This window comes from Streptomyces sp. 5-10, assembly GCF_014712245.1.
Taxonomy (GTDB): domain Bacteria; phylum Actinomycetota; class Actinomycetes; order Streptomycetales; family Streptomycetaceae; genus Streptomyces; species Streptomyces violaceusniger.
Genome location: NZ_JACVYG010000080.1, coordinates 23,619 through 39,452, shown reverse-complemented (window position 1 = coordinate 39,452; position 15,834 = coordinate 23,619). Strand labels below are relative to the sequence as shown.

The 15,834-nt window shown below is 73.4% G+C and carries 19 protein-coding genes; all 19 read right to left on the bottom strand.

Annotated features, from left to right (window positions below; genetic code table 11):
* Positions 1 to 91: 91 nt before the first annotated feature.
* On the bottom strand, positions 92 to 1,021 hold the full coding sequence (locus IEJ02_RS44830; RefSeq protein ID WP_191070053.1) for an alpha/beta hydrolase: 930 nt from the start codon (positions 1,019 to 1,021) through the stop codon (positions 92 to 94).
* A gap of 147 nt (positions 1,022 to 1,168) precedes the next feature.
* Positions 1,169 to 1,930 carry a DsbA family protein gene (locus tag IEJ02_RS44825; protein ID WP_191070052.1) on the bottom strand — a complete coding sequence of 254 codons (762 nt, stop codon included), beginning with the start codon at positions 1,928 to 1,930 and terminating at the stop codon, positions 1,169 to 1,171.
* 97 nt (positions 1,931 to 2,027) lie between these two features.
* On the bottom strand, positions 2,028 to 2,849 hold the full coding sequence (gene fabG / locus IEJ02_RS44820) for a 3-oxoacyl-ACP reductase FabG (protein WP_223865459.1): 822 nt from the start codon (positions 2,847 to 2,849) through the stop codon (positions 2,028 to 2,030).
* A 34-nt stretch (positions 2,850 to 2,883) separates the two neighbouring features.
* Positions 2,884 to 3,450: a 3-hydroxyacyl-ACP dehydratase FabZ family protein gene (locus tag IEJ02_RS44815; RefSeq protein ID WP_191070051.1), complete on the bottom strand. Its 567-nt coding sequence runs from the start codon at positions 3,448 to 3,450 to the stop codon at positions 2,884 to 2,886.
* Positions 3,447 to 3,908 carry a 3-hydroxyacyl-ACP dehydratase FabZ family protein gene (locus IEJ02_RS44810; RefSeq protein ID WP_191070050.1) on the bottom strand — a complete coding sequence of 154 codons (462 nt, stop codon included), beginning with the start codon at positions 3,906 to 3,908 and terminating at the stop codon, positions 3,447 to 3,449. Before IEJ02_RS44810 ends, IEJ02_RS44815 begins: the two co-directional genes overlap by 4 nt.
* 1 nt (position 3,909) lies before the next feature.
* On the bottom strand, positions 3,910 to 4,164 hold the full coding sequence (locus IEJ02_RS44805) for an acyl carrier protein (protein WP_191070049.1): 255 nt from the start codon (positions 4,162 to 4,164) through the stop codon (positions 3,910 to 3,912).
* Between the two features lie 34 nt (positions 4,165 to 4,198).
* Positions 4,199 to 5,176, bottom strand: a complete 978-nt coding sequence (locus tag IEJ02_RS44800; protein WP_191070048.1) for an ACP S-malonyltransferase — start codon at positions 5,174 to 5,176, stop codon at positions 4,199 to 4,201.
* 37 nt (positions 5,177 to 5,213) lie between these two features.
* Positions 5,214 to 6,341 (bottom strand): beta-ketoacyl synthase N-terminal-like domain-containing protein, encoded by a 1,128-nt coding sequence (locus tag IEJ02_RS44795; protein WP_191070047.1) that lies wholly within the window; start codon positions 6,339 to 6,341, stop codon positions 5,214 to 5,216.
* A 50-nt stretch (positions 6,342 to 6,391) separates the two neighbouring features.
* Positions 6,392 to 6,787, bottom strand: a complete 396-nt coding sequence (locus IEJ02_RS44790) for a hypothetical protein (RefSeq protein WP_137978122.1) — start codon at positions 6,785 to 6,787, stop codon at positions 6,392 to 6,394.
* Between the two features lie 3 nt (positions 6,788 to 6,790).
* Positions 6,791 to 7,198, bottom strand: a complete 408-nt coding sequence (locus IEJ02_RS44785) for a hypothetical protein (protein ID WP_137978123.1) — start codon at positions 7,196 to 7,198, stop codon at positions 6,791 to 6,793.
* Positions 7,198 to 7,524, bottom strand: a complete 327-nt coding sequence (locus IEJ02_RS44780; protein ID WP_137978124.1) for a DsrE family protein — start codon at positions 7,522 to 7,524, stop codon at positions 7,198 to 7,200. The genes IEJ02_RS44785 and IEJ02_RS44780 overlap by 1 nt, the downstream gene beginning before the upstream one ends.
* Complete coding sequence (locus tag IEJ02_RS44775; RefSeq protein ID WP_191070046.1) at positions 7,521 to 8,312, bottom strand: SDR family oxidoreductase; 792 nt, start codon at positions 8,310 to 8,312, stop codon at positions 7,521 to 7,523. The genes IEJ02_RS44780 and IEJ02_RS44775 overlap by 4 nt, the downstream gene beginning before the upstream one ends.
* On the bottom strand, positions 8,309 to 9,481 hold the full coding sequence (locus IEJ02_RS44770) for a beta-ketoacyl synthase N-terminal-like domain-containing protein (RefSeq protein WP_317986078.1): 1,173 nt from the start codon (positions 9,479 to 9,481) through the stop codon (positions 8,309 to 8,311). Before IEJ02_RS44770 ends, IEJ02_RS44775 begins: the two co-directional genes overlap by 4 nt.
* On the bottom strand, positions 9,478 to 10,767 hold the full coding sequence (locus IEJ02_RS44765) for a beta-ketoacyl synthase N-terminal-like domain-containing protein (protein WP_191070045.1): 1,290 nt from the start codon (positions 10,765 to 10,767) through the stop codon (positions 9,478 to 9,480). Before IEJ02_RS44765 ends, IEJ02_RS44770 begins: the two co-directional genes overlap by 4 nt.
* Complete coding sequence (locus IEJ02_RS44760; protein WP_191070044.1) at positions 10,767 to 11,759, bottom strand: acyl-CoA thioesterase family protein; 993 nt, start codon at positions 11,757 to 11,759, stop codon at positions 10,767 to 10,769. The genes IEJ02_RS44765 and IEJ02_RS44760 overlap by 1 nt, the downstream gene beginning before the upstream one ends.
* Positions 11,756 to 12,916, bottom strand: coding sequence for a beta-ketoacyl synthase N-terminal-like domain-containing protein (locus tag IEJ02_RS44755; protein ID WP_191070043.1), 1,161 nt, complete (start codon positions 12,914 to 12,916; stop codon positions 11,756 to 11,758). Before IEJ02_RS44755 ends, IEJ02_RS44760 begins: the two co-directional genes overlap by 4 nt.
* Positions 12,913 to 14,058 carry a beta-ketoacyl synthase N-terminal-like domain-containing protein gene (locus tag IEJ02_RS44750; protein WP_191070042.1) on the bottom strand — a complete coding sequence of 382 codons (1,146 nt, stop codon included), beginning with the start codon at positions 14,056 to 14,058 and terminating at the stop codon, positions 12,913 to 12,915. The genes IEJ02_RS44755 and IEJ02_RS44750 overlap by 4 nt, the downstream gene beginning before the upstream one ends.
* Positions 14,055 to 15,296, bottom strand: coding sequence for a beta-ketoacyl-[acyl-carrier-protein] synthase family protein (locus IEJ02_RS44745; RefSeq protein WP_191070041.1), 1,242 nt, complete (start codon positions 15,294 to 15,296; stop codon positions 14,055 to 14,057). Before IEJ02_RS44745 ends, IEJ02_RS44750 begins: the two co-directional genes overlap by 4 nt.
* Positions 15,297 to 15,335: 39 nt before the next feature.
* Complete coding sequence (locus tag IEJ02_RS44740) at positions 15,336 to 15,587, bottom strand: acyl carrier protein (RefSeq protein ID WP_191070040.1); 252 nt, start codon at positions 15,585 to 15,587, stop codon at positions 15,336 to 15,338.
* Between the last annotated feature and the right edge of the window lie 247 nt (positions 15,588 to 15,834).

Genomic DNA, 15,834 nt, shown 5'->3' with positions numbered 1-15,834 from the left:
CGATCTCGCCACGGTTGGCGATGAGCACCTTTTGCATGCTCTCTCTTCCCTCTTCCGAAAAGTTCCGTCCCGTCGAGGACGGTCAAGGTGGCTACCCCAGGGCCCGCTCGAGGAAATCCAGCACCACGCTCGCGTAGCCTTCGGGATCGGTCTCCAGTCCGAGCAGATGCTCGGCTCCCGGCAGGACGTGCGTCTCGGCTTGGGCGTAGCGCTCGGCCAGCGCGTCCACCGAGGAGGGCGGCACGATCGCATCGTGCTCGCCCGACATGAACAACAGGGGGATCTTGGCGAACTTGCCCGTCGCGGGCGGCGGCCACTGGGCCCGGAGCATGGCCGGACCCACCGCGCACAGCGTCCGCGCCACCACCGAACGGGCCGGTTCGCCCTTCAGCACGGCGGGCAGCGGCAGCGCCTCCGCCTCCAGGAACTTGCGCAGCAGCGGCGGGACGTCGTGCCCCGGTCCGCTGTCGCACACCAGCGCGTCAAGTTCGAACCCGTCGTGCGTCAGCGCCCACATGGACGAGAAGCACGAGAACGAGAAGCCGTAGAAGGCTATCCGCGCCGAGCCGTACCCGCCCCGGCCGCGCAGATGGGACACCACGGCGGTGACATCGCTCGCGAACCGGTCGCCGAGCCCGAACAGCGCCCGGTCGTCGCTGCTGGCCCCGTGGTTGCGGTGGTCGAACAGACAGACGGTGTACCCGGCGTCGTGCAGGAACTTGGCGTGGCGGAGGCTGTGGTCCTTGGCCGTCGCCATGCTGTGCCCGAGCACCACCACCTTCTCGGGGGACCCCGGGCACAGCCAGGTGTCGAGGTGCTTCCGCGCCGCGAAGGGGATCTTCAGCTCGGTGCAGGGCAGCCCGTGGTCCCGGGGGTGCTCCCGCTGTTCCCGGCGCCGCGGATGGAAGGCCAGATACGCCAGCGAGACGCCGAACAGCGGGGCGATCGGCAGGGCCGCGGCCGAGAGGGCGCGGGCTCCCAGGGAGGGAGGCCGCGCCGACGTCTGGCGTGGCTCGGGCATCTGCGTCCTCCAGGAGGGGGAGTGTCCGTCGGCGGTCAGGGCGTTCTCGTCTCGGTCGGGACGGGCGGCTGGACGGGCGGGTGGCTGGGGGGCTGGCTGGGCGGTCGGAACGGGCGACAACGTGTGAACGAGCGGGCGGGCGAAGAGTCAGCCACAGCCTCCGGCGTGGCCCGGATCGGCCGACCGGGCGGCGGCGAAGTCCGCGTCCGACGCCCCGGCGACATCCGCGTCCGACGCCCCGGCCGGGGGCGTGTCCCGGGACCGGGCGCCGGAGCCGGAGCCGGACCCCGAGCGGACCGAGGCGACGAAGGCCGCCAGCCGGTCCACGCCCCAGAACTTGTCATAGCCGTGGGTGAAGAACGGCACGCCGAACGCCCCGGCGTCGCTGAGCGCGAGCAGGGCCCGGAGCCCCCGGCCACCGCGAAGCTCCTCGTCATCGGCGGCCGCCGCCGCCCGTTCGGCGGGCAGCCCCAGCTCCCCGGCGATGTCCGCGATGGTCGCACGGTCGCAGATGTCGCGGCCCTCCTGCCAGCGCGCTCGGTAGACGCGCTCGATCCAGGCGGGGCCGAGCCCCGCGTCCAGCGCGAGGAAGTACGGCAGATGCGGCACCTCCCAGACCGGGTCGTGATCCACCGGCCAGCTGACCGCGAGACCGCGGTCGGTCGTCAGCCGGCGCACATCCTGGAGGATATAGAGATGCTTCTCCCTGGACATCGCCGAATAGGGGAAGTGATGGCCGTGTTCGGCCATACGGCGCTCCCCGTCCGCGTCCGGCTCCCACCACAGATGCCATTCCACCGCCTGTGCGACATCCGGATAGCGGTCCATCAGATCACGGTAGGCGATCCAGCTGTACGGGCTGCGGAAATTGAAATAGAACCGCGGTACTTTGCCGCGCTTGGCTGCCACGTCCGTACCCCCTCGCTCGTCCGTCTCCTGCGTGACGCTCGTTCAGCGAGCGATCACATCGTGCGCACCGCCCGCACAGCGGTGCCGAGGGTGCCCGTCAGAGGACGATGCCGCCGTCCACCTGGAACACCGCGCCGGTCACATATTCCGCTCCGACCAGGTACGCGACCATGTCGGCGACCTCCTCCGGACGGCCGAAGCGGCGCAGCGGGATGCTCTGCTCCGCCTCCTTGCGCACCCGGTCGGAGAGTTCGGCCGTCATATCGGTCTCGACGAAGCCGGGCGCCACCACATTGGCTCGAATGCCGTACCGGCCGACCTCCTTGGCGAGTGACTTGGTGAAGCCGATGATTCCCGCTTTGGAGGCCGCGTAATTGCTCTGGGTCGCATTGCCGTGGACACCGGCGACGGACGAGATGTTGATGACGCATCCGGACTTGCGTTTCATCATTCCGAACACCACGGAACGGCAGAGGTGATAGGTGCCGTCCAGGTTGACCTCCAGGACGCCCCGCCACTCCTCGTCCGTCATCAGCAGCAGCGGATTGTCCCGGGTGATCCCGGCGGAGGTGACCGCGACCTCGACCGGGCCGAGCGACTCCTCGGTGAAGGCGACCAGCTCGCGCACCGCGCCCGCGTCGCGGACGTCCGTCTGCCGGCCGAGCACCCGCCCACCGCCGAGCCGCGCCGCCTCCTCCTCCAGCTCACGGGCGGCGTCGGGGCTGGAGCGATGGCAGAACGCCACATCGAAACCGTCCCGGGCCAGCCGCAGCACGGTGGCCCGGCCTATGCCGCGGGAGCCGCCGGAGACCAGCGCGACGCGCGGCGTCGGCTCCTCGTCAAGCGTCGGCCCCGCGTCAGGCGTCGGCTTCTCGTCACCGGATGCGCGGCCCGCGTCGTCGGATATTCGGTCGGACATACGGTGAGGTCCTTCTCCCGGGGGTGGTGTGCGGTCAGAGCAGGTCGGGCACGGGTGGGTCGGGCAGGGACGGACCGGGCACACCGGGCTCGGCCGCGGGCTGGTCGCTCGTGGAGGGGGCGGGCGCGGGCGGGGCGGTCAGGTCGGAGGCCGGGCGCATGGTCATCGTCAGCCGCCCTATGGTGAGGGCGGTCTCCTTGCCGACCAGGCTCTCGCCCTCGAAGACGTAGGTCTCACCGACCTGGCGGGCCAGCCGCACATGATGCTCCACCACATCGCCGGGCACCACCGGCCGGTGGAACTCCGCGTCCGAGATGCCGCCGAGCAGCATCGCCTTGCCCGAGCGCACATCGGGGTTGGGCCGGTCCCAGGTGACCAGCACCCCGGCCACATGGCACCAGGACTCGATGAGCACCGTCCACGGGTAGTGGTAGTCCTCCTCGGACGCGGTGTCCGGCATCCCCTCGTACCAGGGCTCGTTGCAGGTGACCGCCTTCAGTCCGCTCGCCCGCTCGCCCGGCACCAGCTCGGTGACCCGGTCGACCAGCAGCATGGGGTAGCGGTGCGGCAGCATCCGCTTGATCTCAGCGACGGTGATCATCCGACGTCCGCTCCTCGGTCCTGGTGGCTCCGCTCCCCCGCCCCGGCCGCCGTGCCGCCCGCGTCCCGGTTCTCGAAGCGCAGCCTTATCTGCGCGGCGGGCCCGCGCCCGGTGGCCGCCGAGGCCCGGCAGCGCCAGCCACCGTCCTTGCGCGACCAGACGTATTCGCTGGTCAGCTCGTCACCGGGGTAGACCGGGCTGAGGAAGCGGGAGGACTCGACGGCCACCAGGACCCAGCGCCCGCCCGGTTCGCGCTCCGGCAGTGTGGCGAGGGCGCCGCGCTGGACGTACTCCACCACACACACCCCGGGGAAGATGGCGAACCCCGGGAAGTGCCCGGCGAACACCTTCTCCGACGCGCCGACAACGGCCACGCACCGGGCGGGCCGCTCACCGGGGACGCCCGGATCCACGACCTCCACGGTGCCGTCCACCGGCCCGCACGCGGCCGCCGTCATCTCACTCCCCCATCTTCGAGGCGAGCAGGTCGTGCACCTTCCGGAGCGTGGTGATGTCCTTCATCTCCCGCTCCTCCAGCTTCACCGAGTACTTCTTCTCCAGGACGACCATGACCTCGAGGGCCATCAGGGAGTCCACGCCGAGGGTCTTGACGAAGTCGGCGTCGTCGGTGACGTCCTCCTCGTCCACGTCGAGCACATCCGCGACGAAGGTGCGCAGCTCGTCCATGTCCAGGGCGGCGGTGGCGTCGGCCATGCGGGGGTCTCCTTCCGCTCTCAGAGGGTGGGGCTCAGGGTTCGGGGGTGGTCAGCTTGGCGAGGGCGGCGGCCGACTCGACCGGGACGGTGAGCGCGCCGTCCGCGATCCGGCGGATCATGCCGGTCAGCTGGCGCCCCGGGCCCAGCTCCACGAACCGGACGCAGCCCAGCTCGCCGGCGAGCGTGCGGACGCTCTCCTCCCAGCGCACCGGGCTGGTGAGCTGGTTCAGCTCCAGGTCCCGCCAGTGCTCGCCGCTCGCGTACGCGCGGGCGTCCACGTTGGCGACGACCGGGGTGTGCTCGGGGGCGAAGTCCACGGCGGCCAGGGCCTCGCGCAGCTCGTCGGCGGCCGCGGCCATCAGCGGGCTGTGGAAGGCGCCGCCGACGGCGAGCCGGATCACCTTGCCCTCGCTCTCCACGGCCAGTTCGGCGAGCCGGTCCACGGCCTCGGCGGTGCCCGAGAGCACGATGGCGCCGGGCGCGTTCACATTGGCGATCCAGACCTGGCCGCCGTCCTCCTGGACCCGCGCGACCAGCCCCTCCACGGTCTCCGGGCCGAGCCGCACCACGGCGGCCATGGTGCCGGGCGACCGCTCGGCGCACGCGCGCATGGCCCGGCCGCGGGCGGCGACGAGGCGGGCGGTGTCGGCGAGCGGCACGGCCCCGGCGGCGTGCAGCGCGGTGTACTCGCCCAGGCTGTGCCCGGCGCAGGCCACCACCCCGCCCAGCAGCCCGGCGGCCTCCGCCTCGCGGTGGGCGAGCACCTCGGTGGTGAAGACGGCGATCTGGGCGAGGTCGGTGCGGCGCAGCGTCTCGTCGTCGGCCTTCAGCAGGAGTTCCTCGACGTCGACACCGGTGTACTCGGAGATCTCCGCCACCAGCGCCCAGGACGCGGTGTGCCGCCACGCCTCGCCCATGCCCGCCTTCTGGGCGCCCTGCCCGGGGAAGACCAGCGCCGTACGGGGCGCCTCGTCGCCGGGGGCCGCGCCCGTGATCTCTCGGTCCGTCATCTCAACCAGCTCCTTCAGTTCAGTGGGCGGCGGCCCGTCACCGGATCCGCAGCAGGGCCGCGCCGACCACACCGTCCCGGTCCACCGTGGTGACCAGGGCGGGGCCGCCGGAGGGGATCTCCTCGCGCTCGGCCATCGCGAGCACGGCGGCGATCTGGAAGGCCGCCGCGGCGGCGCAGGTGTCCCCGATGGTGTCGGCGACCGTGATCCGCGGTGGCTCCTCGCCGCCGAGGGCGTCGGCGAGGGCGGCGAGTTCGGCCTCCCCCTCGGCGCCGGGGGCGCCGGAGTCGGCGACGGCGCTCAGCTCGCCGGGGGTCACACCGGTGCGGTCCAGCAGCCGGCCGATCGCCTCGGCGAGCACCGTACGGGCGGCTTTCGCGTCCGCGGCGCAGCCGAACTCCAGGCCCACCACCTCGGCGAGCCCCTCACGGCCGTGCTCGCGCGCCGAGGCGTCGGGCTCCAGCAGCCATACGGCCGCCCCCTCCCCGAGCACGGCGGCGCTGTCGGCGCCGTCCCCGTCCGCGCGGGCGTGCCACTCCAGCCAGGCGCGGGCGGAGGAGAACTCCTCGACCGCCCCGCACAGCACGGCCCCGGCCCGTCCGGCCCGCTGCAGCCGCACCGCGTACCGGAGGGCGAGCAGTCCGGTGGCGCGGCCGCCCGCGATGGTGGTGTTGGGGCCCCTGAGCCCGTGCCAGATGGCGGACTGGCCGGCCGCGCAGTTCATCACGGTGTTGGGGAACCGGGCCGGGTCCACGTAGAAGGGCTTCTCGCCCACCAGCGAGTCCCGGGTGAAGTCCATGATGCTCTGGGCGGAGCCGGTGCTGGTGCCGAGCGCGAGACCGGTCTCCTCGCCCACCCCCGGCAGCCGCTCGCCCTCGCCGTGCTCCCGCTCCCCGGTGAGCAGATGGCGGATCGCGGTGACGGCGAGGCCGGTGGCCCGGTCCATGGAGCGGGTGCCCTTGCGGCCGAGGATCTGCCGGATGTGGAAGTCGGGCACGAGGCTCGCCTCGCGGAACGGCGCCGACCACTCCTCGGGGTCCAGCGGCCGGGCGGCCGGGCGGCCGGACCGCAGGGCCGCGGTGAAGTCGGACCCGCGCAGTCCCAGGGGCGATACGGCGGTCCAGGCCGAGATGACCGGGGCTGCCCCGGAGGGGGCGTTGACCATGGGTTCGGGTACTCCTTCGGTTGAGGCCAAGGGGCCGTGCGAGCGGCGGGTCACAGGAACCACACCTGTTCGTAGGAGGGCCAGCGGGCCGCGAGGTCGTCGCCCCCGATGACGCGGACGCCGGGCAGCAGCCGCTCGGCGGCGGTACGGCCGAGCGCGGCCAGCCCGTCCTCCTCGACCAGCACGGTCACCCCGGCGGCCAGCAGCTTCGCCACGGAGGTGGGCGGATGGGGCAGGGTGTCGAGGGTGCGGCCGCCGAGGCGCAGCGCGGGCCGGGCGCCGGTGTCGAGGGCGTAGCCGGCGGCGGGGCCGCGCAGCGCCAGATCGCAGCCGCCGCTCTGCCGGTGCAGATCAGGCACGCAGTACAGCACGTCGGCGTACTGGGTCTCGATCGAGCCCCGGTACGCCTTCTCCACGATCAGCAGCCAGCGCGCCTGGTCGCCCATGGCTCAGCACACCCCCATGAGCAGGCTCTTGTCCGCCGCGTTCACATGCTCGGCGAAGACGAACGGCGCCCGCGTGCGCACCTGCGGGATCTGCTCGGCGGCGCCCCGCTCCTCGGCGCAGAAGCGGCACACGTACCAGTACAGCCGGTCGGGGTGGTCCTCGATCAGCTCGCGGACGACGCGGGCGGTGGAGGGGTGCTCGCGCCCCAGGTCGGTGTAGTCGCGCGGTTTGGCGTCGCCGAGGGCCGCGCCGGTCAGCCGGGTGGCGTCGCCGCAGGTCCAGATCTGCACCCGGGCGCCCCGGCGCAGCAGCGCGGCCGCCAGCCGCAGCGCCGAGGTGACCAGGTCGGTCTGGTGGGGCGCGCCGAAGAGGTTGAGCAGCACATCGGTACGGGGGACGGGTCTGGGCATCAGTGCCACACCGCCCTGACCCGCGGTTCCAGCAGCCTGGCGGCCACGTCGTCCATGTCCACCAGCCGCGCCCGGGGCGTCAGATCGGCGGCGGGCAGGGCGCGCTGGGCGGCGGAGAAGGTGTCCACCCACAGTTCGCCGCCGTCGCTCAGGAACGTCTCGATGCCCGGGGCGGTGCCGGGGACGGCGGCGGTCACGCCGTTCTCGACGAGGAACAGCACCACCTGGTGGCCGTCCCTGGCCAGCCGCGCGGCGTCGCCGAGGAACCGCTCACAGGCGGGTCCGGTCTGCGGCCCGCCGCTCTCGATCAGCAGATGGGCCGTCATGTCAGCAGCTCACCGCCGTCCACGCCGATGACATTGCCGGTGATCCAGGAGGAGTCGGTGCGCGAGAGCAGCGAGACCGCCTCGGCGACGTCCTCGGGCCGGGTCAGCCGCCGGTGCGGATTGAGGTCCCGGGCGTAGGCGGCGAGCCGGTCGCTGCCGGGGATGCGCTCCATCGACGGGGTCGGGGTGACCCCGGCGCGCAGCGCGTTGACGGCGATGCCGGAGGGGGCGAGCTCCAGGGCGAGCTGGCGCACATGGGACTCCAGGGCGGCCTTGGCGGCGGAGACGGCGCCGTAGTGGGGCATCACCCTGACGCCCCCGGCGCTGGTCATCGCGTAGACCTTGGCGCCCTGGCGCAGCAGCCCCGCGGTGAACAGGTCCTGGGTCCAGTAGACGAGCGAGTGCGCCATCACATCGAGCGTCATGTTCATCTGGCGGGGGGTCAGGCTGTCCTCGCCCTCGGCGCCGACGTACGGCAGCAGGGTGCCGAAGGCCAGGGAGTGCACCACGATCCGGATGCCCGCGCCGCCGGTCAGCTCCTCGAACCGGGGCAGCAGCTCCTCGCGGGTGCGGGCGGAGGCGGCGTTGGCGTTGAAGAAGTGGGCCTCGACGCCGTGGCCGCGCATCTCCTCGCGGGCGACGGCGGCCTTCTCCTGGCCGTCGGTGGTGTCGAAGTGGACGCCGAGGATGTGGACGCCCTCGCGGGCCAGTTCATGGGCGATGGCCAGGCCCATGCCGCTGGAGGCGCCCAGGACCAGGCACCAGGAACCTTCGAGTCGGGTGATCATCGTTCGCTCGCCCTCCGTCGTCCGTTCATCGGCTGCTCGCTTCCGGCGCTCGCGTCGGTCCCGGCGGGCGCGTCCGGCTGGGCGCTCGCTTCGGTCACGGCGGGCGCGTCCGGCATGGCGCTCGCGCCGCCCGGGGTGATCAGGCAGACGGCGGCGTTCCCCTCGGCCGCCGCGGTGACCACGGCGTGGGCGTGGCCGTCCGGTGCGCCGAGCGCGGCGGCCACGCGCGCCACCGGCTCCAGGGCGCCCGCGCCCGCCGGGACCCGCTCGGGCTTCCCCGCCAGGGCCCGCCCGCCCAGCGCCTTCTCGTCCAGCGCCGCCGCCATGGCCTCGCCGACCGGGGAGCCGTCGAGGACGGCGGTGACGGCCAGCGGCCGGTCCGGCCGGTGGCCGAGGGCGTCCAGCGCGTCCCGCAGCAGCGCCGCGGCCTGCTCGGCCCCCTCGGCGGAGGCGGCCGCCTTCGGCGGCAGGAAGAACGAGCGGACGCCCACCCGGCCCAGCGCCGCCACCCCCCGGCCGCGGGCGGCCGGTTCGGGCTCCAGCACCAGCGCGACGGCCCCGGCCTCCGAGGTGCCCGCCCCCGGCTCGCCCTCGGGCAGCGCCTCCTCGGTGGCCCCGGCCAGCAGCCGCCGGGCCCGGCCGGTGGCGACGGCGCGCTGGCCGGTCTGGAGCGCCTCCAGGCCCGCGATCCGGGGGCTGGTGAGGGTGAGGTTGAAGCCCTTGAGGTCGTGTTCGGTGGCCAGCCGGCTGCCGAAGAGGTTGATGGAGAAGTAGGGCGCGGTGACCGGGGACAGATCGCCCGCCCCGGTGGCGGTGACCGTACGGTCCATGCTGTGGTGCAGGGCGACGGCCGCGCTGTTGGTGCCCACCGCGGCGCCCCGCTCCTCGGGCCCGACCGCCTCCAGGGCGTCCGGACCCGCCTGGGCCAGCGCGCGCTTGGCCGCGGCGAGGAAGTACTGGGAGGCGGCGGGCAGGTACTTGTAGCCGTGGCGGCCGAGCGCCGTACGGAAGTCGAAGCCGTCCGCGCCCACGGTGCCGATGCCCGTCACCACCAGGCCGACGGCCGGTTCGTCGCGCGCTGCCTCCTCGTTCGCTTCTCCGCCCATGCGGCGCAGAGGCGCGCCTTTCGTCGCCATCTGCGGCCCGGCGGCCGCACGTGCGTCGCTCACGCGGCGGCCTCCCCGAAGACGAGCGAGATGTTGTTGCCCCCGAAGGCGTAGGCGTTGACCAGCCCGTACGCCCCGGTCATGGGCGCCGGGCCGGACGGCAGCGGCACCGCGCACTCCGGGTCCCGCTCGCCGACCGGCACGTTCGGCGGCAGCGTCCGGTGGTGCAACACCAGGCTGGCGGCGAGCGCGGCGAAGGCGCCCGCCGCGCCGCCGGTGTGCCCGATGAGCGCCTTGACGCTATAGAGGGGCGTACGGGGGGTCAGCGCGCCCAGCACCCGGCTCTCCACCACGTCATTGAGCTCGGTGCCGGTGCCGTGCGGGATCACGAACCCCAGCCCGCCCGACTCGGCCCCGGCCCCGGCCCCGGATCCAGCCCCGGACCCCGACCCGGCCCCGGCCCCCGCCTCCCGGAGCGCCTCGCGCATCGCGCGCTCGATCTGCTCGCCGGAGGGCTCGGGGGCGGTCGCGTGGTAGGCGTCGCAGCTCCAGCCGGCGCCCGCCAGACGGCCGTAGACGGTGCGCGCGCCGCGCGCGCGGGCGTGCGTGGCGGACTCCAGGACGAGCACGGCGGCACCCTCGCCGAAGACGGTGCCCCGCCGCTCGACGGCGAACGGGCGGCAGCGCTCGGGGTCGATGGCGCCCAGCCGGTTGAAGCAGGCGAGGGCCACCCGGGAGTACGCCTCGGCGCCGCCCGCGATGACCACGTCGGCCTCGCCGGAGCGGATCAGGTCGGCGCCCACCGAGAGCGCGTAGCCGCTGGCGGCGCACGCGTTGCTGACGCAGGTGTTGACGCCCTGGGCGCCGAACCACCCGCCGACCACCGAGGCCGGCGGGAAGGGGGGCGCCCAGCGGGCGGACGCGGGGGCCTCGCCGGTCCCGGTCCACCAGCCCTCGTGCAGATCCGTGTCGCCCATACCGGTGCTGAGGGCGACGGCCACCCGGCGCGGATCGATCCCGCCGCCCGCGGCGTACGCCCCGCCACCCGCGGCGTACGCCCCCGCTTCCGGTCTCGGCGGCGCGGCCAGCCCCGCGTCGGCGACCGCCTCGCGCGCCGCCGCGAGCGCGAACCGCGAGCCGCGCCCCAGCGGCAGCCCGTCCTGCTCCTCGGGGCCGTCCGGAAGGTCGGCCTCCGGCACCAGGTACATCAGCGGGTGGTCCATGTGGGCGAGCGGATCGGGCACCCGCGTCGGCGCGGTGTCCGCCTTGTGCATCCCGCGCCAGAAGGCGTCGACACCCGCGCCCAGCGGGGACAGCGCGCCGAGGCCGGTGACCAGTACGTCGTCCATCAGGTGCCGCTCTGCTCTCCGCCGAGCGCGTCCAGCACCCGCCGGTCGAAGGGGACCAGCCGCCAGTCGCTGCGGCTGTCGATCACCGCGTAGCCGTGGGTGATCCGGCCGGTGGCGGTGAGGGAGAGCGTGCCGTCGCGGACCACGAAGCAGTCCATCCGGGCGGTGTAGGTGAGGTTCTTGAAGATCTCCTCGACCGTGTAGACGGTGTAGAGGTCCTCCTCCATCACCGCCTCGTCGATGACGCGCACCGAGGACCGGGGGACGACCGGTATCCATTTGCGGTCGTCCAGCAGGGTCTTGATGGAGATGCCGCGGTCGAGGACGAAACGGTCCTTGGCCTCCTCCATCAGCCGCAGATAGCCGGACATCTGGAGCCGCTCGGTGAAGTGGCAGTAGGGGTAGGGGATGTTCCACTTCCAGGCGTAGGCGTTGCGGCCCTCGGTCAGCGAGGCCAGGACGGCGGCCTCGTCCCCGTCCGGCAGCTGCACCCGGATCGGCGCGAGTTCGCCCGGGCGCGCCTCGGCCCCCAGCCGGTCCACCACGAAGGGCGCGAACTCGGCCGGGGGCGCGCCGGCCTCCGGCAGATAGGTGTCGGCGCGCAGCGAGACCCGCACCTTGGCGGCCACGGCCTTGAGGACCGAGCCGTCGCGCGCCACCCGGAGGGTCACCCGGAAGCCGAGGGTGCGGTCGTCGTCCTCGGTGTCCGGCACCACCTCGGCCTCGGCCACGTCGTCCATGTGGAAGGCGTGCAGGATGCGGGTCTCCAGGGCGACGATGTCCAGTCCGAGACCGTGCTCCTCGTACAGCCGCCGCGCGGGCGCCCCGGAGTCCGCGAAATGCACCAGTACGGCTTCCTCGACGAGGTAGTTGACGTGTTTGAAGCCGATCCAGGTGCAGATGTTCGACCCCTCGTAGCGCGGGCGCAGCCGGACGGTGGTGACGTCCGTCAGCAGGGCTTTGGTCGACATCGGCGGGGCGACGGCGGTCATCGGGAACACTCCATGGAGATGAGGGGGGCACGTGCGGGGTGCGGGTCGTGGCGGTCGGGCGCGGGGCGCAGCAGCAGTCCGGCCACGGCGTCCGCGGTGTCGTCCCCGCTGGTGATCAGCGCCTGGCTGGACGCGGGCACCGGGTCCGGCGCGGGCCCGCGGCCGGCCGCGAAGGCGGCGCTCCCCGCTCCCGCTTCCGGATCGGCTCCGGTTCCGGCTCCAGCTCCGGTTCCGGCTCCAGCTCCGGTTCCGGCGCGGGCCAGCCAGCCGACGGCCGCCGCGCACTGGAGCACCCCGAGGGCCCCGGAGGCCCGGCCCACCGCACCGGTGACGTCGTAGCGCGGCACGGCTCCCGGCACCGGTGCGGCCCCGGCGGGCCCCTCGGCGTAACGCTCGGGGGTGAACCAGACGCCGGGGGCGGCACCGTCGGGCAGCAGTGCCTCGACACAGCCGGTGAGCCCGGCCCGCCGTTCGTACGGCCCCAGGGCGGCGACGGCCCGCGCCCCCCGGGCCTCGGCCCAGCGGCCGCCCTCGACGACGAGCGCGGCCGCGCCGTCCAGCAGCTCACCGGCGGACCGGCCGAGCAGATCCTCCACGACGGCGTTGTGCGTCTCCACGCCGATCACCACCGCGCGCCGGACCCGGCCCGCCGTGACCAGCGTGGCGCCCCAGTGCACGGCGTCCAGGCCGGAGGTCGCCCCGTTGCACAGCATCAGATTGGGGCCGCGCAGCCCGTGGCGGATGGCCACCCAGGAGGCGATCACATTGCTGGAGGCGTTCGGCAGGCTCATGGGGCTGAGGTCCACGGCCGACCGCTCGGCGATGGCGGCGGCGGTGAGGCAGGCGGTGTCGAGGTTGCCCAGGTTGGAGCTGGCGACCACGCCTATGGTGTCGCCGGGCACCGTCACCTCCTCGCCGTCGGAGGGGATCAGGCCGGCGTTCCGCAGCGCCTCCAGCGCGGCGCACAGCGCCAGCCGGGTGGCCCGGTCCTTGTAGCGGTGGCCCCGGCGGCCGATCCGGGCGGCGGTGTCGAACGGTTCGGGGGCGGGCCCGGTGACGGGGCGGGCCGTGCGGCGCAGCAGCGCCTCGGGGGTGCCGGCGCCGGGGACGGCCAGGCCGACGCCGGTGACGACGACTTCGCCGGGGCCATGCGTCATCGGCCGGCCCTCTCGACGATGGCGACCGCGTTGACCCCGCCGAAGCCGAACGCGTCGATCTGCGCGACCCGCAGGTCCCCGGCCTCCCGCGCCTCCTCCCGGACGAAGCGGAACGCCTCGGCCCCGGGCAGCGGTTCGGCCAGGCCCAGGGTGGGCGGCACCCGGCCGGAGGCCAGGGACTCCAGCGCGACGATCAGGCTGAGCAGCCCGGAGCCGCCCGAGGTGTGGCCGGTCATGCACTTGATGGCGGTCATCAGGGGCCCGCTGACCTCGTGGCCGAAGACCTCGGCGATGGCGGCCGCCTCGGCGGCGTCGTTCAGCTGGGTGCCGGTCCCGTGCAGCAGCACCAGGTCGATGTCGCCGGGTTTGACGCCCGCCCGCCACTGCGCCTCGTGCACCGCCCGCGCGATGCCCTGGGGGTCGGGGGCGGTCACATGGCTGGCGTCGCAGTTCATGCTGACGGCGCGCACCCGGCCGAGCGCGCGGGTCTCCGCGCCGGACTCCTCACGGCGCAGCACCACGGCGGCCGCGCCGTCGCCCATCAGCACCCCGCGGCGGTCCCGGTCGAACGGCCGGACGCGGTCGGGGGGTTCGCTGTTGACGCGGTCCAGCAGCCCGTACATCGACTCGGTGAGGGTGTCGACTCCGGCCACCACGACGGTGTCCTCGGCCCCCGTGGTCAGCAGGTCGGCGGCGAGTGCGAGCGCGTAGAGGGAGGCCGAGCAGGCCCCGGAGAAGGTGTGGGTGCGCACCGCGCCGAAACGTGTCCGCAGCGCGGTGCCGAAGTGCAGCCGGCCGATGTCGAAGGGGGTGCCGTCGCGCCAGGCGAGTTCGGCCGAGCGCAGCTCCCGCAGCCCGGTGCCGATGAGGACCGGCACCTCGCTCAGGTCCTCGCCGAGCCCCGCCTGGGCCGCGGCCTCGCCGACCGCGCGCAGCAGCCAGTCGGTGGCGCGGCCGGGGAGGTCGGTGCCGGGCGCGGGGCGGTCGTCGATCTCGTAGGCGTGGCGGGTCCGGTACCGCTCCCGGTCGAAGCCGCGCAGTTCGCCGAGTCCGCTGGTGCCCGCGCACAGGGCCCGGAAGACCTCGTCGACGCCCTCGCCCACGCTCGCCACCGCGCCCGCGCCCGTCACCAGCTGACTCATGACCAGTCCGCTCGGGCCTTGCCGAAGATGACGACGGCGTTGTTGCCGCCGAAGGCCAGACCGTTGTTCTGGACCACCTTCAGGTCCGCTGCCACGGCCTGGTTGGGCACACAGTCAAGACCGCATTCGGGGTCGGTGTGCTCGTGGTTGATGGTCGGCGGGATGAAGCCCTCGGTGAGCGCGAGGGAGCAGGCGATCGAGGCCAGGGCCCCGGCGGCGCCCATGGAGTGGCCGATCATCGACTTGATGGAGACCGTGCGCGGCGGGGCGGTGTCCCCGAAGACCTGGCGGATGGCGCGGGCCTCGGTGATGTCGTTGGCCTTGGTGCCGGTGCCGTGCGCGGAGATGAAGTCGACCTCCTCCGGCTTGACGCGGGCGTCGTCCAGGGCGAGCCGCATACAGCGGACCACGCTGTCCTGGTTGGGGGCCACGGGGTGGTCCGCGTCGCAGTTGAGGCCGTAGCCGAGCACCTCGGCGTAGATACGGGCGCCCCGGGCCAGCGCCGACTCCAGGCTCTCCAGCACCAGGATGCCCGCGCCCTCGCCGGTCAGGATGCCCTTGCGGTCCTTGTCGAAGGGCTGACAGCGCTCGGGGGCGATGGTGCCCAGGCGGTAGAAGCCGGTGAAGGTCTTGCGGCACAGCGCGTCGGCCCCGCCGCACAGCGCGAGATCCACGTCCCCGCCGCGGATGGCGTCGTAGCCGTAGCCGACCGCGTAGTTCCCGGCGGCGCACGCGGTGGGGAGGGTGACCGCCTCGGCTCGGGTGAGGCCGAACTCCTGGGCGATCGCGCTCGACAGCCGTCCGGCGGGCACCCGCCGGGCGACCGTGGGATCCATCCGCTCGGGCCCCAGGTCCACTTCCTCCTCGACCAGGTGGTCCAGGTCCCTGGACTCGCCGTCGGTGGTGCCGACGGAGATCAGACAGGGGATGTCGCGCAGCGCGCTCTCCGGCTCGGGGAATCCGGCGTCGGCCACCGCCATACGGGCCGCCGCGACCGAGAACCGGCTCGCCCGGCCCAGCGTCCGCACATCGAGATTTCGAATCCACCGGTCCGGCTCGAAATCCTTGACCTCACACGCCGTAGAGCGGTCGAAGCCCTCCGTGTCGAACGCGGTGATGGGCCCCGCCGCGCTCTTCCCGGCGCGCAGTCCGGCGAGGAATTCCGCCGCGCCGATGCCGATGCCGGACACCGCCCCGAGGCCGGTGACCACGACCCTACGACCCGGCTCACCACGCATTTCGCCCTGCCTTCCGAGGAGTCCGCCAGGATCCGGCGGTCACCAGCCCGCCGCGTCGGAGACAACCTCATAGACGCCGCGGAGATTCACCATCCGGCTGAGTTCGGACTGGTCTATGACAATGTTGAAGGTCTTCTCCAATGCCGCGAGTATTTCAATGGCACGCAGTGAATCCGCGTCATGCTCTTCTTTGAAGAGACTGGTCTCGGTGACCTCGTCGGGGTCGAGTTCAAGAATATCGGTGACGATTTCCTTGATGGTTTCACGACGCTCTTCGACGATGGCGGTCATTACCGCGCACCTCCATTTTCGGGCATGGGCAAAGCGACGAAGCTTCCGCTGACGCTAGGCGCCGGTCCGGGAGGGGACAACCCCAGAGTCCACTAGCTGTCACGCGCCCGATGAACACCAGCGTTCGACTAGTCGGCGTGTCATAAAGCTGCAGAAGGCAGCCAGTTACCCCACGGTCAGAAGGTGGAATCTGCAGGAAGCTGCCAGATCGCCGGCGGACAGAAGCCTGCCAATATCGTTCAAACCG